Genomic DNA, 13,212 nt, shown 5'->3' on the forward strand with positions numbered 1-13,212 from the left:
AGCACCCATGACCACCCTGACCAAGGCACCGCCGGTGAGAACCGTGCGTCCGGCGCCGATGCCAAGCACCCGGGTACGGTGGCTGCGCCGCGCACCGCTGCTACCCGCACTGATCTTCACCATCGTCGTCACGCAGATTCCGTTCCTCGTGACGCTCGTCATCTCCTCGCTGAACTGGAACATCCTGCACCCGGGCGACCGCAGCTTCGCGGGCCTGTCGAACTACCAGTTCGTGTTCACCGACGCCCGGTTGCGCGCCGCCGTCATCAATACGGTGACCATGACGGCATCGGTGGTCATCCTCAGCGTGCTGATCGGACTCGGGCTCGCCGTCCTGCTCGACCGTCGCTTTCCCGGACGCGGCCTGGCCCGCACCCTGCTGATCGCACCGTTCCTGGTGATGCCGGTCGCATCGGCGCTGCTGTGGAAACACGCCCTCTACAACCCGGCCTACGGACTGTTCAACGGCGTACTCAACGCGCTGTGGCAGGCATTCGGGGCCGACCACGGACCCACCATCGACTGGGTCTCGGACCGCCCGATGATGGCGGTGGTCGCCGCCCTGGTCTGGCAGTGGACACCGTTCATGATGCTGATCCTGCTCGCCGGGCTGTCGACGCAGCCACCGGACGTCCTGGAGGCGGCGAAGATCGACGGCGCCCGCGCCCTGCAGACGTTCCGGTTCGTCACCGTGCCCCACCTGCGCCAGTACCTGGAGCTCTCGGTGCTGCTCGGCTCGATCTACGTGCTGCAGACCTTCGACGCCGTCTTCACCATCACCCAAGGCGGACCCGGCACGGCCACGACGAACCTGCCCTACGAGATCTACCTGACCACGTTCCGCAAATATGAGTACGGGCAAGCCGCCGCAGCCGGCGTGGTCGTCGTGATCGGCACCATCATCGTGGCGACGTTCGCGTTGCGTGTCGTGTCCTCGCTGTTCAGCAAGGAGAGTCCGCGATGAGGCGAAAGGATGGCACCACCGGGCAGCGCGGCGGTCCGGTGTGGACGCTCATCGCATGGGGCGCGACGCTGCTGTTCTTCGCCCCGGTCGGCTGGATGGTGCTCACGTCGTTCCACCGCGAGGCCGACGCCGCCACCAACCCGCCATCACCCTTGGCGCCGCTGACCACCAGCAACTACGCGGAGCTGTTCGACCGCGACATCACCCCCTATCTGCTCAACTCCGCGATGGCCAGCCTGTTGTCCACGGCGCTGGTGCTGGCCCTGGCCGTGCCGGCGGCGTACGCGCTGGCGGTCAAGCCGGTACGCAAGTGGACCGATGTGATGTTCTTCTTCCTGTCCACCAAGTTCCTGCCGGCCATCGCGGCCCTGCTGCCGATCTACCTGATCGTCAAGGAGATCGGCATGCTCGACAACGTCTGGACCCTCATCGTGCTCTACACCGCGATGAACCTGCCGCTGGCGGTGTGGATGATGCGGTCGTTCCTGGCCGAGGTGCCCCGCGAGATCCTCGAAGCCGCCGAGGTCGACGGCGCCGGGCTAGGGCAGGTACTGCGGAAGGTGATCGCCCCGATCGCCATGCCAGGGCTCGCCGCCACAAGCCTGATCTGCATCATCTTCAGCTGGAACGAATTCATGTTCGCGGTGAACCTGACCGCCGTACGCGCCAGCACGGCACCGGTGTTCCTCGTCGGGTTCATCTCCAGCGAGGGCCTGTTCCTCGCAAAGCTGTGCGCGGCAGCCACATTGGTGTCCCTGCCCGTACTCATCGCGGGCTTCGCCGCGCAGGACAAGCTCGTCCGCGGCCTGTCCATGGGAGCCGTGAAGTGAGGCTACTACCGACACTCGTCGTTGGCGACGAGTTCATCCCCTCGGAAAGCTACCTCGACGCGTTCGCCGATGCCGCCGAGCCGCGGAGCATCCGAACCGTCCAGTGGGGCGGCACCAAGGCGCACCAACACGAGCTACAGCAGCTGATGGAGCGCGCCGGCGCCAACGCCGTCCCGGCACCGGCCGAGCTGCTCGACGCCGTACCAGGTGCCCAGGCGCTGTGCGTGCACTTCGCACCCGTCGGCGAGCAACTGCTCGAGGCGGCGACCGACCTGCGGCTGATCGCGGTCGCGCGCACGGGCCTGGAGAACATCGACGTCGCGGCCGCGACCAGACGCGGGATCGGTGTAGTCCCGGCGAACGGACGCAACGCCGGTGCCGTCGCCGAACTGCAGCTCGCCCTGATGCTGGCCGAGGCACGCAACGTCGCCCGAGCCGACGCCAGCATCAAATCCGGCCGCTGGCGCAAAGAGTTTCCCGGTACCCGCGTCGAAGTCGCCGGCCGCACCGTCGGCATGGTCGGCTTCGGCCACGTCGGACGGGCCTTCACCCAACGGCTCACCGGCTTCGAGTGCCGGATGCTCGCCTACGACCCGTACACCGCCGACGACGTACTGGCCCAGTACGGCGTCGAGCGAGCGGACACCCTGGACCAGGTGTTCGCCGAGGGCGACTTCGTGCTCATCCAGGCCCGGCACACCGCGGAAACCGACCGCATGATCGGCGCCAAACAGCTGCGGCTGATGCGCCCCACCGCGTACTTCATCAATGTCTCCCGCAGCCGGCTCGTCGACGAGGCCGCGCTGCTCGACGTTCTGGCCGAAGGGGCGATCGCTGGAGCCGGCCTCGACGTCTTCGACACCGAGCCACTCCCGGCCGACAGCCCGTGGCGCACGCTCGACAACACCACCCTCACCACCCACTTCGGCGGCGACACCGAAGACACCAACCGCACCTCCGCCGCACTGGTGGCGCAGGCGGTGTTGGAGATGACCCGCACCGGCAGGGTGGCGCGCGCCGTCAACGCCGCACGGCTCGGCTGGGCGTCATGACCGGCTACCTGCTCGGCATCGACGCCGGACAGACGGTCACCAAGGCGGCGTTGTTCGACACCAACGGGCACGAGATAGCGGTCGCGTCCGCCGAAACCCGCACGACGTCACCCGCGCCGCGGTGGCAGGAACGCGACATGAACGAGGCGTGGACACAGACCGCCGAAGCCATCCGTCGCTGCCTGGACAACGCCGCCGTCGACACCACCTCGGTGCGAGGCGTCGGCGTCTGTGCCCACGGCGACGGGCTGTACCTCGTCGACGCGGACCTGCGGCCGGTGCGCCCCGCCATCCTCGCCACCGACTCGCGCGCACAGCGCTACGCCGACAGATATCGACACGACGATGCCTTGTTGCGCCTTACCGGCCAAGCGCCGGCGCCATACAACCCGGCACCGATGCTGGCGTGGCTGCGCGACCACGAACCGCAGGCGCTACGGCGCGCCCGGTGGACATTGTTCTGCAAGGACTGGATCCGACTACGGCTGACCGGCGAGGTCGCCACGGATCCCAGCGACGCGAGCGCTTTCTGCACCGATCTGCACACCCAGACCTGGTCGAGACACGCGCTGCGGGTATTCGGACTGTCCGACATGGAGCCTCTGCTGCCGGTCATCGCGCCAAGCGCGGCACAGGTCGGCGCGGTGACGCCAGCCGCCGCGCAGCAGACCGGGCTCGCCGCCGGCACGCCGGTCGTGACCGGAGCCCACGACGTCGACGCCGCCGCGCTGGGCATCGGCGCGGCAGAGGCGGGAACGCTCAGCATGGTCCTGGGCACGTTCAGCATCAACCAGGTCGTCGCCGACACCCCGGTCACTGACCCGCGTTGGCAGGCCCGTCCATTCCTGCGCCCAGCCCAATGGCTGCACATGTCCACGTCCCCCAGCGGAGCGTCCAATCTGGAATGGGCCGTGCGCCAGTGGGGACCGTTGGACGCGGACGGCGCACCCGCCTACGAGTCGGCCATCGCGGAGGCCGTCGCCGCCCGGCACAGCCCCACATACCTGCCGTTCCTGTACGGGGCGCCGTACGGCGTGGGCGTCAGCGCCGCGTTCACCGGGGTGCGTGGCTGGCACACCCGGGGCGACCTGCTGCGCGGCGTCCTGGAAGGTGTGGTCTTCAACCATCGCTGGCATGTCGACGCGCTGGCCGACAGCTTCGACGTCCGCTCCCGCCCCGCGCGCGTGTGTGGCGGCGGCGCCCGTAGTGCCGCGTGGACCCAGATGCTCGCCGACGCCTTGGACACGAGCATCGAGGTCACCGACGCGGCCGAGGCGGGAGCACGTGGTGCCGCCCTGCTCGCCGGCGTCGGCGCCGGCGTTTTCGGCGGCCTGGACGACGCGGTGGCCAGGTCCGTACGGGTCATTCGCAGCCACACCCCCAATCCCGACGAGACGGCGCGGCTCGAGGCGGGATACGCCCGCTACCGCCGGGTGGTTGACGCCCTCGCCGACCTAGAAACCGAGGAGGACTCGTGAGCCTGGTCAACCCCGGGACGCTGCTGACCGAGGCGGCCAGGACGGGCCGGGGAATCGGGGCGTTCAACGTGATCCAACTCGAGCACGCCGAGGCGTTCGTTGCGGCCGCCGAGGCGGTCGGCGTGCCGGTGATCCTGCAGATCAGCCAGAACGCCGTGGACTATCACGGCGCCCTGCGACCCCTCGCTGCGGCGACACTCGCCGTGGCCGGTGAGGCTTCGGTACCTGCCGTGGTGCACCTCGACCACGCCGAGCGGGCGGAACTGGTCGTTGAGGCGATCGCCTGTGGCATCGGCTCGGTCATGTTCGACGCGTCGCGGATGTCCTATGCGGACAATGTCGCGGCCACCGCGCAGGTCGTCGCCCGCTGCCACGCCGCCGGGGTCGCGGTCGAAGCGGAACTCGGCGAGATCGGAGGCAAGGACGGCGCACACGCCCCGGGGGCCCGTACGGACCCGCGGCAGGCGGCCGCCTTCGTCAATGACACCGGTGTGGACAGCCTCGCCGTCGCAGTCGGCACCTCCCACGCGATGACAACTCACGACGCCGTCGTCGACCTGGAACTGGTCGCGGCCTTGCGCGCCGCGGTGCCCGTACCCCTCGTGCTGCACGGCTCCTCCGGCCTGGACGACGCCGGCCTGACCGCCGTGGTGCGTGCCGGGATCACCAAGGTGAACGTGGGAACCCGCCTCAACGTCGCGATGACGCACGCCATACGTCGCGTCCTCGACGCCGACCCTGCCGTGGTCGACCCGCGCAAGTACCTGTCACCGGCACGCACGGCGATGACTGAGGAAGCCGCAATCGTGCTGCGCCGGCTGCGGTCAGGCGCCGGTGAGCTCCCGGGACACGTGCACGATCCTGCGGGTGACTGACTCGTCCAGGATGATGGGCGTGCGGTGCTCGAAGTCTCCGGGCTTTTCCCAGTAGGTCGCGGCCGGCCAGTCGTCGCGAATGCTGGCCTGGACGGGGTTGTGCGCGGACTGTTCGATGGAATTGAAGAACAGCGGGCCGATGACGACGGAGACGGCCCGCATGTACGACGGCATGTGGCGCAGGATATCGGTCTTGGCGGCGCCGGCGTTCACGACCGCGGTACGCAGCCCCGGCTGGGTACGTGTGAGGTGGGCGGCGTAGTGGAAGTTGCCCATCACCATCTGGTCACTCTGGCGCCTGAAGTTGAACGGCTCGAACCTGGGGAACAGGTCGAGGTCGACGGTGGTGGCAAGGTCGATCTTGGCGGTCATCATGATGACCCGGCGATCCTGGGCGGGCCGTAGCCCGGGCAGCAGCAATTGGGTGAGGTGGTAGCGACTCAGGTAGTTGACCGCGAAGTACAGGCTGAGCCCGTCCGCCGTCCGGAGGTCCTTGCCGGGCGTGTACACGCCGGCCGAGTGCAGGATGGCGTCGAAGTGGTCGTGTTCGTCCAGGACGCGTTTGGCGGCGTCTCGGACGCCGGTGTGGGTGGAGAGATCGACGGCGAGGAAGGTCGCCCGCTCCGCTGCGGTCCCGAAGGAGGACAGCGCAGGCCGATACCACTGTTTCCTCCGGTGATCAGAACCGATTTCACTGTTCTCCTTGCGAGTCGCGACTGCTTTGTATCCGAGCCAGAAGTTCGGGGTCGATGGCTTGCAGGATGCGCTGGCCGATGGCACCCATCTGCCGTTGTTGCGCCTTGGTCAGCGGGTCGAAGACCAGGCGGCGGACCTCGTTGACGTGTCCGGGCGCGCTGGTAACGACCTTGTCCCAGCCGTCGTCGGTGAGGATGGCCAACGTGTAGCGGCCGTCGATCGGATCCGGTGTACGCCGTACCCAGCCGCGCCGCTCAAGCTTGATCACGACGTTGGACAGCCGGCCCAGGCTGCTGGCGGTGGCGTCCGCCAGATCGCTCATCCGCTGGGTACGGTCCGGCACCATGGACAGCGCAGCGAGCACCAGGTAGTCGAACTGGCTGATGTTCGCGTCCCGCTGCATCTGCGCCTCCAGCGCCGCCGGCAGCCGGATCAGCATGTAGGCGAACGCGAACCAGCTCTGCTGCTCCTCGCCGTCGAGCCAACGAGGTTCTTCAAGGTCGTCCATGGTGGCCAGCTTAGTTACAAGCTTGAAGTGATCGGCGGAGGTGAGCTATCTCGGCCGAGGGCACGGGCTATGCGGTGAACGAGCCTGTCGGCTTCCTCTCACTACTCAAAGCTTTGAGTCACCGTAGCAGCAGATTACTCTAAGCTACAAGTGATCGGCGGCTCGGGTTACTCCAAGCTTGTAGTTATGGTGGTGGGATGGACGACCCCGGTGGAGCCCTTGCCCAAGGACCTGGAACGACAAATGGGCGTCATCAGCCAGCGAATCCTGCGAGCCATCGACCCGAGCTGGCCGCCGCCCACCTGATCACTTCCGACCGAACGAACACCAACCAAAGGAGTGACAATGCCCACGATCGCCATCGTTGGCGCCGGTCCCGGACTGGGCGCCTCGATCGCCAAGACCTTTGGCGGCCACGGCTTCCAGGTCGCCCTGATCGCCCGGAGCAAGGACAAACTCGAGGCCCTCGCCGCTGAGCTGGGCGAGTCCGGGATCAGCGCGGCCGGCTTCCCGGCCGACGTTTCCGACCGGCTGGCGCTGAGCACCGCGCTGGGAAACGCCGCCGCGCAGTTCGGCACCATCGACGTGCTGGAGTTCTCCCCGTACGGCGGCCTGGTTCCGGTCTACCCGCAGGAGATGACCGTCGACAACCTCCGCCCCCAGATCGAAGAAAGCCTCTACGGGGCGGTGACCGCCGTCAACGCGGTCCTGCCGGCCATGATCGAGGCCGGCACCGGGACACTGCTGTTCACCACAGGCGGCGGCGCGATCAATCCGTACCCGATGTTGGCGACGACCAACGCCGCGCACGCTGCCCTGCGTAACTGGGTGTTCAATCTCAACGGCGTGCTCGCCGACAAGGGCATCCACGCCGCCAACGTCGCCATCAACGTCTTCATCGGAGCCCAGCCGCCGTCCGAAGGTATCCCGTACGCCGCGCCGGACGACCTCGCCCAGATCTACTGGAACCTGCACGTCGACCGCGACCAGGCCGAGGTTGTGGTCACCGGGTAACCAGAGGCTTCGCTCACCCCTCAGGGGCCGCCGCCCTGCCCCGGCGGCGGCCCCTACCCAACCGTGGCCGGCGGTTGACAGGTGGTGGTCCGGCACGCCGGCCGTACATCTGGCGATGTAGCCGGGTCAGCCCCCAGTCAGCGTCGCGACGGCACCCGATTCGCCCTGCAGCAGGTCGTGCCGGACAGCTCCGCTTTCTACCGTGAGAATTGACCAACACAGACCCGTGAGGACCAGGAACCCGATGATCGAAGCGCATGCGCCGCAGCGGCGGCGCGGGCTGCCAGCCCTGGCGTGGCGGGTCTGCGTGCGGCACCCGCTGCTGGTGGACGCGGCGATCGCGGGGCTGCTGCTGGTGCCCGGCGGGGACACGCTAGGACACCAGATCGCCGAGCGTCCAGTACTGCTTCCACTGCTGGCGGGCTTGGTGGTGCCATTGGTGTGGCGACGACGGGCGCCGCTGACGGTGTTCGCCGCGATCGCGGCCGCCGCGTCCGTGCAGTGGCTACTGGCGATCTACCCGATGCCCGCCAACGTCGCCCTGCTGGTCGCCCTGTACACCGTCGCCGTCCACCGGACCCGGCGCCAGACGCTGCTGGCCGGCGCCGTCCTGGGGCTGGGCATCCTGCTCGTCTGTCTGCGGTGGGCGCCCTTGGACAAGGTCCTGCACAGCTTCGTCGCGTTGGGCGCGATGGCGGTGGCCGTCGCCGTAGCCGGCGTCAACATCCAAACCCGGCGCGCCTACCTGGCCTCACTGGAGGACCGGGCCCAGCGCCTGGAACGCGAACGCGACCAACAAGCCCAGCTCGCGATCGCCGGAGAACGGTCCCGGATCGCCCGCGAACTGCACGACATCGTCACGCACAACATCTCCGTCATGGTCGCCCTTGCCGACGCGGCCGTCTTCGCCCAGCAACGTGCCCCCGTCAAGGCCACCGCCGCACTGCGCCAGATAGCCGGCACCGGCCGCCAGGCCCTCACCGACATGCGCCGCTTCCTCGGCCTGCTGCGCCACGACGAACCCGATGCCCTGCGGCACCCCATGCCGGGCATCGCCCAACTGGAAGCCCTGGCCGACCACGTGCGCGCGGCCGGCGTGCCGGTCCGCCTCGACATCGCCGGCGACATGGCCGCGCTGCCCGCCGCCGCCGAGCTCACCGTGTACCGCCTCATTCAGGAGGCGCTCACCAACACCCTCAAACACACACCCGCCGGCACCTCAGCGACGGTACGGGTGCACCGCACCGCTAGCGCGATCGCCGTGAGCGTGACCGACGACGGACCACCCGTCCGCGCAGCGGTTGCGGCCGCTGGTGGCCACGGTATCCACGGCATGCGCGAGCGCACCGCGGCCTACGGTGGACAGTTGGAAGCCGGCCCGAATCCGCACGGAGGATGGCGCGTAACGGCGTTGCTCGACTTGACCGGAGCGCGGGTATGACCCCGATTCGGGTGCTGCTGGCCGACGACGAACCGCTGCTGCGGATGGCGTTCACGATGGTCCTGGAAACCCAACCAGACATGACGCCGGTCGGCGAAGCCGGCGACGGCGCCACCGCGGTCCGCCTGGCCCGGCAACTGCGACCCGACGTCGTCCTCATGGACGTCCGCATGCCAGGCATGGACGGCATCGAAGCCACCGCGTCCATCGTGGCCGACCACCCGAACACCCGCGTGCTGATCCTGACCACCTTCGACCTGGACGAGTACGCCTTCGCCGGGCTGAAAGCCGGCGCGTCCGGATTCCTGCTCAAGAACGCGCTGCCGGAGGAACTGCTCTCCGCGATCCGCTGCGTCGCGGCCGGCGACGCCGTTGTCGCACCTCGCATCACCCGCCGGCTGCTGGAAGCCTTCGCCCATCAGCTCCCCGGCCCGAACGGCACCGCCGACGGGCCGGATCCCCGCCTGGACCGGCTGACCACCCGCGAACGCGAGGTGCTGATCGAGATGGCCGGCGGCCTGTCGAACACCGAAATCGCCGCCACCATGCATTTGGCCGAGGCCACCGTGAAGACCCACGTCAGCCGAATCCTGGTCAAGCTCGAACTACGAGACCGGGCCCAGGCCGTCGTCTTCGCCTACGAAACCGGTGTGGTGCACGCCAACGGCGGGCGCGCACCGACGACCTGAAACAACTGACAGCCGATAACCGCAACCGTTCACCATCCAGAGTGGACGGACGATGTCGCACACTCTCGAACAGGAGACAACCTCTCATGGCCACGTTTCTGTACCGGCTGGGCCGGCTCGCCTTCCGCCGACGGTGGTGGGTGGCCGCTACCTGGCTGGCGGTCCTGGCAGCCGCGATCGTCGGTGCCGCCACCCTGTCCGGATCGACCTCGGACACGTTCGCCATCCCGGGCACCCCGTCGCAGAGAGCGATCGACCTGCTCGGCGAGCGATTCCCGCAGGCGTCGGCCGACGGAGCCACCGCCCGGATCGTGTTCGCCGCCCCCGCGGGACATACTCTCAACGACCCCGCGAACAAGGCGGCGATCGACACCACCGTCGCTGAACTGAGGCAGGCGCCGCAGATCGCCTCGGTCACCGACCCGTTCGCCTCCGGCGCCATCAATCAGGCCGGCACCGTCGGGTTCACCCAAGCCACCTTCCAGAAACGATCCGAAGAACTGTCCGACGCCGCCCGCGACGCTCTCACCACGACTGTTGACCACGCCCGCGCCAGCGGACTGACCGTCGAGGTCGGCGGCGACGCGGTCGAAGCTCCACCCGAGCAAGGCATCGGCGAGATCATCGGCCTGGTAGTCGCCGCGCTCGTCCTGGTCATCACCTTCGGGTCGCTGGTCGCCGCCGGTCTGCCGCTGCTGACCGCGATCCTCGGCATCGGTATCGGCATCACCGCCATCACCGCGGCGTCGGGGTTCGTCGACCTGTCCTCCAGCACCCCGATCCTCGCCCTCATGCTCGGCCTGGCCGTAGCCATCGACTACGCCCTGTTCATCGTCTCCCGGTACCGGCACGAACTCGCCGCCGGCCGCGAACCGCACGAGGCGGCCGGCCGCGCGGTCGGCACCGCCGGCTCCGCCGTCGTCTTCGCCGGCCTCACCGTGATCATCGCCCTCGCCGCACTGTCCGTCGTCGGCATCCCCTTCCTGACCCAGATGGGCCTGGCCGCCGCGTTCACCGTCGCGGTCGCCGTGGTCATCGCACTCACCCTGCTACCCGCGCTGCTCGGATTCACCGGCCGTCGCATCGCCGGCGGCCGCATCCCCGGGCTGCGCGCCCGCGATCCAGAAACCGACACCCGACCTACCTTCGGCCTGCGCTGGGCTAGGGCCATCGCCCGCCGGCCCGTGGCCGCGCTGCTCCTGGCAGTCCTCGGCCTCGGCGTAGCCGCGCTACCGGTCCTGGATCTGCGGCTGGGCATGCCAGATGACAGCACCGCCGCACCCGACACCACCCAACGCAAGGCGTACGACCTGATCTCGACCGGCTTCGGGGCCGGATTCAACGGCCCGCTGACCGTCGTCGTCGACGCGAACGCCGGCACCGCCCAGACATCCGCCGACCAGGTCGCCCAGGTCATCCGCGGAATCGACGACGTCGCCGCCGTCACCCCACCGGTCGTGAACCAAGCCGCCGACACCGCCATCCTCACCGTCATCCCGGAAAGCGGCCCCAGCGACGCCGCCACCGAAGACCTGGTCCGGGCCATCCGGGACCGCGACGGCAGCATCCCCGGCGCGGCCATCGCCGTCACCGGCCTGACCGCAGTCAACATCGACATCTCCGCCAAACTCGGCGACGCGCTCCTGCCCTACCTGGCCGTCGTGGTCGGCCTCGCGCTCGTGCTACTCATGCTGGTCTTCCGGTCCCTCCTGGTACCCCTGAAGGCGACCGCCGGATTCCTGCTCAGCATCGCGGCCACCTTCGGCGCCGTCGTCGCGGTCTTCCAATGGGGCTGGCTCGCCGACGCCCTCGGCGTCGAACAAACCGGGCCGATCATCAGCTTCCTACCGATCTTCCTGATCGGCGTCGTGTTCGGCCTCGCCATGGACTACCAGGTCTTCCTGGTCACCCGCATGCGCGAGGAATACGTCCACGGCACACCGGCCCGCCAAGCCGTCATCACCGGCTTCGGACACGGCGCCCGGGTCGTCACCGCCGCCGCGATCATCATGATCAGCGTCTTCTCCGGCTTCATCCTCGCCCCCGACGCCATCATCAAATCCATCGGCTTCGCCCTCGGCGTCGCCGTTCTCTTCGACGCCCTCATCGTCCGCATGACCATCGTGCCCGCGGTCATGACCCTGCTCGGCGAGGCCGCCTGGTGGCTGCCCCGCTGGCTCGACCGGATCTTGCCCAATGTGGACGTCGAAGGCGAGAAGCTACGCCCCATCGCTCCCTGGGGACGACTATCGCGGAGGACGGCCGGACAAGGCGATGACGAAAAAGATGAAGGAGACGAGGAACAGAACGGCCGCCAACCCCGCGGGAACGATGGAGGACATGACCGCCAGGACGCCCCATCCGGAGGCATTGGGATCGCCGCCGTTCGACAGCGCCAGCGGTAAGATCCACAATGCCGCCGTCACGAAGACACAGATCACAGCGATGATGAGCGCGCCAACGGCGATACGCATGTTCGTCTGCATGGGCTCAGCCTTCTCATCCGCATGCTCGATCGCATGAGTTCCCGGCCTCATTTTCCGCGCGTAGCGCGGCGGCCGAGGCCGCCGCGCTACGGGTGCTGTGCTGGAGGTTGGTCGGGGCTAGCCTGTTCGGCAGGTGGGTGTGGGCCAGGTCCAGTTGCCGTTGGCCATGATCGTCACACCGAAGTTGTTGCCACTGCCGTTCGGTCGGGCGGTGATGGTTCCGGTGGTTCCGGTGACGGCGGCGTTCCAGCTGTTCTGCAGGCTCTGGCTGCCGTTCAGGGCAAGGGTGACGACCCAGGTGTTGGTGCCGCTGACCGCGACGTTGAGGTTGAACCGGTCGCCCCACTGTTGGCCTGCGGATAGCGTCGCGGTGCAGTTGCCGGTGGTGGGCCCGGGAGTGGGGTTGCTGCCACCGCCTTCGCGAACGGTGATGTCGGAGCTGCCGCTGCTCTGGTAGCCCTCGGTGGCGATGACTTGGTAGCTGTGGTTGGTGCCGAGGTTCAAGCCGGCTCGGGCCCAGGCGTCGAAGTGGTTGGCGGTGGTGATGGTGCCACCGGTGCGCTTCTGCTGGCGGACGCTCCAGTACTGGTAGAACGTGGCGGTGCCGTCGATCGACGGCTGGTTGACCCGCTGGGTGCGGTAGAGGTCGTAGGTGCTGCCATCGGTGGTGACCGAGCCCATGCGGGTGGCGCCGGTGCTGGGGTTGTAGGTGCCGAAGTTCTCCACGACGTAGTACTCGATGAGCGGGTTACGCGTCCACCCGTAAAGGGCGAGGTAGCTGTTGCCGTTCGGGCTGTAGGAGCCCGAGTAGCTGATCGTCCTTCGGCTACCGGTGGCCCAACCCTTGCCGCCGACCCAGTTGTTGGTGCCGCTACCCCACTGGCTGGAGTACCGGCCGTCGGCGCGCAGCGTCATGCTGGCGTTGCCACTGTCCTTCCAGAACGAGAAGAAGAACCCGTTGTGCGTCCCGGTGGTGTTCGAGCTGACGGTTCGATCGGCCTCGGCGTACGCGTTGGTGGCCATCACCGTGCCGCCGACGGCCAGCACCGCGGCGCACGTGGCGCCGAGCAGCAGCCGCAGGCGGCCACGCTTCCTCGGTCGAGCGGAGCTGTGATTCATGTCGGTCATCAGGGTGCTTCCTCCTTCTGCAGCGCGGATCGATGGTTGTCAACGTCTGCC

The 13,212-nt window shown here is 68.4% G+C and carries 12 protein-coding genes; 9 read left to right on the forward strand and 3 right to left on the reverse strand.

Annotated features, from left to right (window positions below):
* The first annotated feature begins 7 nt into the window (after positions 1-7).
* Genes Prum_RS03100 through Prum_RS03120 form a run of 5 tightly spaced genes read left to right on the forward strand, consistent with a single transcriptional unit; the run spans position 8 to position 5,199 of the window.
* Positions 8-964, forward strand: a complete 957-nt coding sequence (locus Prum_RS03100) for a carbohydrate ABC transporter permease (protein WP_173073778.1) — start codon at positions 8-10, stop codon at positions 962-964.
* Complete coding sequence (locus tag Prum_RS03105) at positions 961-1,794, forward strand: carbohydrate ABC transporter permease (RefSeq protein ID WP_173073780.1); 834 nt, start codon at positions 961-963, stop codon at positions 1,792-1,794. The genes Prum_RS03100 and Prum_RS03105 overlap by 4 nt, the downstream gene beginning before the upstream one ends.
* Positions 1,791-2,846, forward strand: a complete 1,056-nt coding sequence (locus tag Prum_RS03110) for an NAD(P)-dependent oxidoreductase (protein WP_173073782.1) — start codon at positions 1,791-1,793, stop codon at positions 2,844-2,846. Before Prum_RS03105 ends, Prum_RS03110 begins: the two co-directional genes overlap by 4 nt.
* The gene (locus Prum_RS03115) at positions 2,843-4,324 is read left to right on the forward strand and encodes an FGGY-family carbohydrate kinase (RefSeq protein WP_173073784.1); all 1,482 of its coding nucleotides are present in this window, start codon (positions 2,843-2,845) and stop codon (positions 4,322-4,324) included. The genes Prum_RS03110 and Prum_RS03115 overlap by 4 nt, the downstream gene beginning before the upstream one ends.
* Positions 4,321-5,199, forward strand: a complete 879-nt coding sequence (locus Prum_RS03120; RefSeq protein ID WP_173073786.1) for a class II fructose-bisphosphate aldolase — start codon at positions 4,321-4,323, stop codon at positions 5,197-5,199. The genes Prum_RS03115 and Prum_RS03120 overlap by 4 nt, the downstream gene beginning before the upstream one ends.
* Here the strand turns inward: Prum_RS03120 and Prum_RS03125 are convergent.
* Both Prum_RS03125 and Prum_RS03130 read right to left on the reverse strand, forming a co-directional pair.
* Positions 5,149-5,979 carry an SDR family NAD(P)-dependent oxidoreductase gene (locus tag Prum_RS03125; RefSeq protein WP_173073788.1) on the reverse strand — a complete coding sequence of 277 codons (831 nt, stop codon included), beginning with the start codon at positions 5,977-5,979 and terminating at the stop codon, positions 5,149-5,151. The genes Prum_RS03120 and Prum_RS03125 overlap by 51 nt on opposite strands.
* Positions 5,891-6,403 (reverse strand): MarR family winged helix-turn-helix transcriptional regulator, encoded by a 513-nt coding sequence (locus Prum_RS03130; RefSeq protein ID WP_173073790.1) that lies wholly within the window; start codon positions 6,401-6,403, stop codon positions 5,891-5,893. The genes Prum_RS03125 and Prum_RS03130 overlap by 89 nt, the downstream gene beginning before the upstream one ends.
* Positions 6,404-6,748: 345 nt before the next feature.
* On the opposite strand from Prum_RS03130, the gene Prum_RS03135 reads away from it, so the two are divergent.
* From Prum_RS03135 to Prum_RS03150, 4 genes are all read left to right on the forward strand, one after another.
* Complete coding sequence (locus Prum_RS03135; protein ID WP_173073792.1) at positions 6,749-7,417, forward strand: SDR family NAD(P)-dependent oxidoreductase; 669 nt, start codon at positions 6,749-6,751, stop codon at positions 7,415-7,417.
* Positions 7,418-7,661: 244 nt separating this feature from the next.
* Positions 7,662-8,858, forward strand: coding sequence for a sensor histidine kinase (locus Prum_RS03140; protein WP_173073794.1), 1,197 nt, complete (start codon positions 7,662-7,664; stop codon positions 8,856-8,858).
* Positions 8,855-9,547: a response regulator gene (locus tag Prum_RS03145; RefSeq protein WP_173073796.1), complete on the forward strand. Its 693-nt coding sequence runs from the start codon at positions 8,855-8,857 to the stop codon at positions 9,545-9,547. The genes Prum_RS03140 and Prum_RS03145 overlap by 4 nt, the downstream gene beginning before the upstream one ends.
* 86 nt (positions 9,548-9,633) lie before the next feature.
* Positions 9,634-11,952, forward strand: a complete 2,319-nt coding sequence (locus tag Prum_RS03150) for an MMPL family transporter (RefSeq protein WP_173073798.1) — start codon at positions 9,634-9,636, stop codon at positions 11,950-11,952.
* 198 nt (positions 11,953-12,150) lie between these two features.
* On the opposite strand, the gene Prum_RS03155 is transcribed toward Prum_RS03150, so the two are convergent.
* Positions 12,151-13,161: a glycoside hydrolase family 11 protein gene (locus tag Prum_RS03155; protein ID WP_246277614.1), complete on the reverse strand. Its 1,011-nt coding sequence runs from the start codon at positions 13,159-13,161 to the stop codon at positions 12,151-12,153.
* Positions 13,162-13,212: the final 51 nt, after the last annotated feature.

This window comes from Phytohabitans rumicis, from assembly GCF_011764445.1.
Taxonomy (GTDB): Bacteria; Actinomycetota; Actinomycetes; order Mycobacteriales; family Micromonosporaceae; genus Phytohabitans; species Phytohabitans rumicis.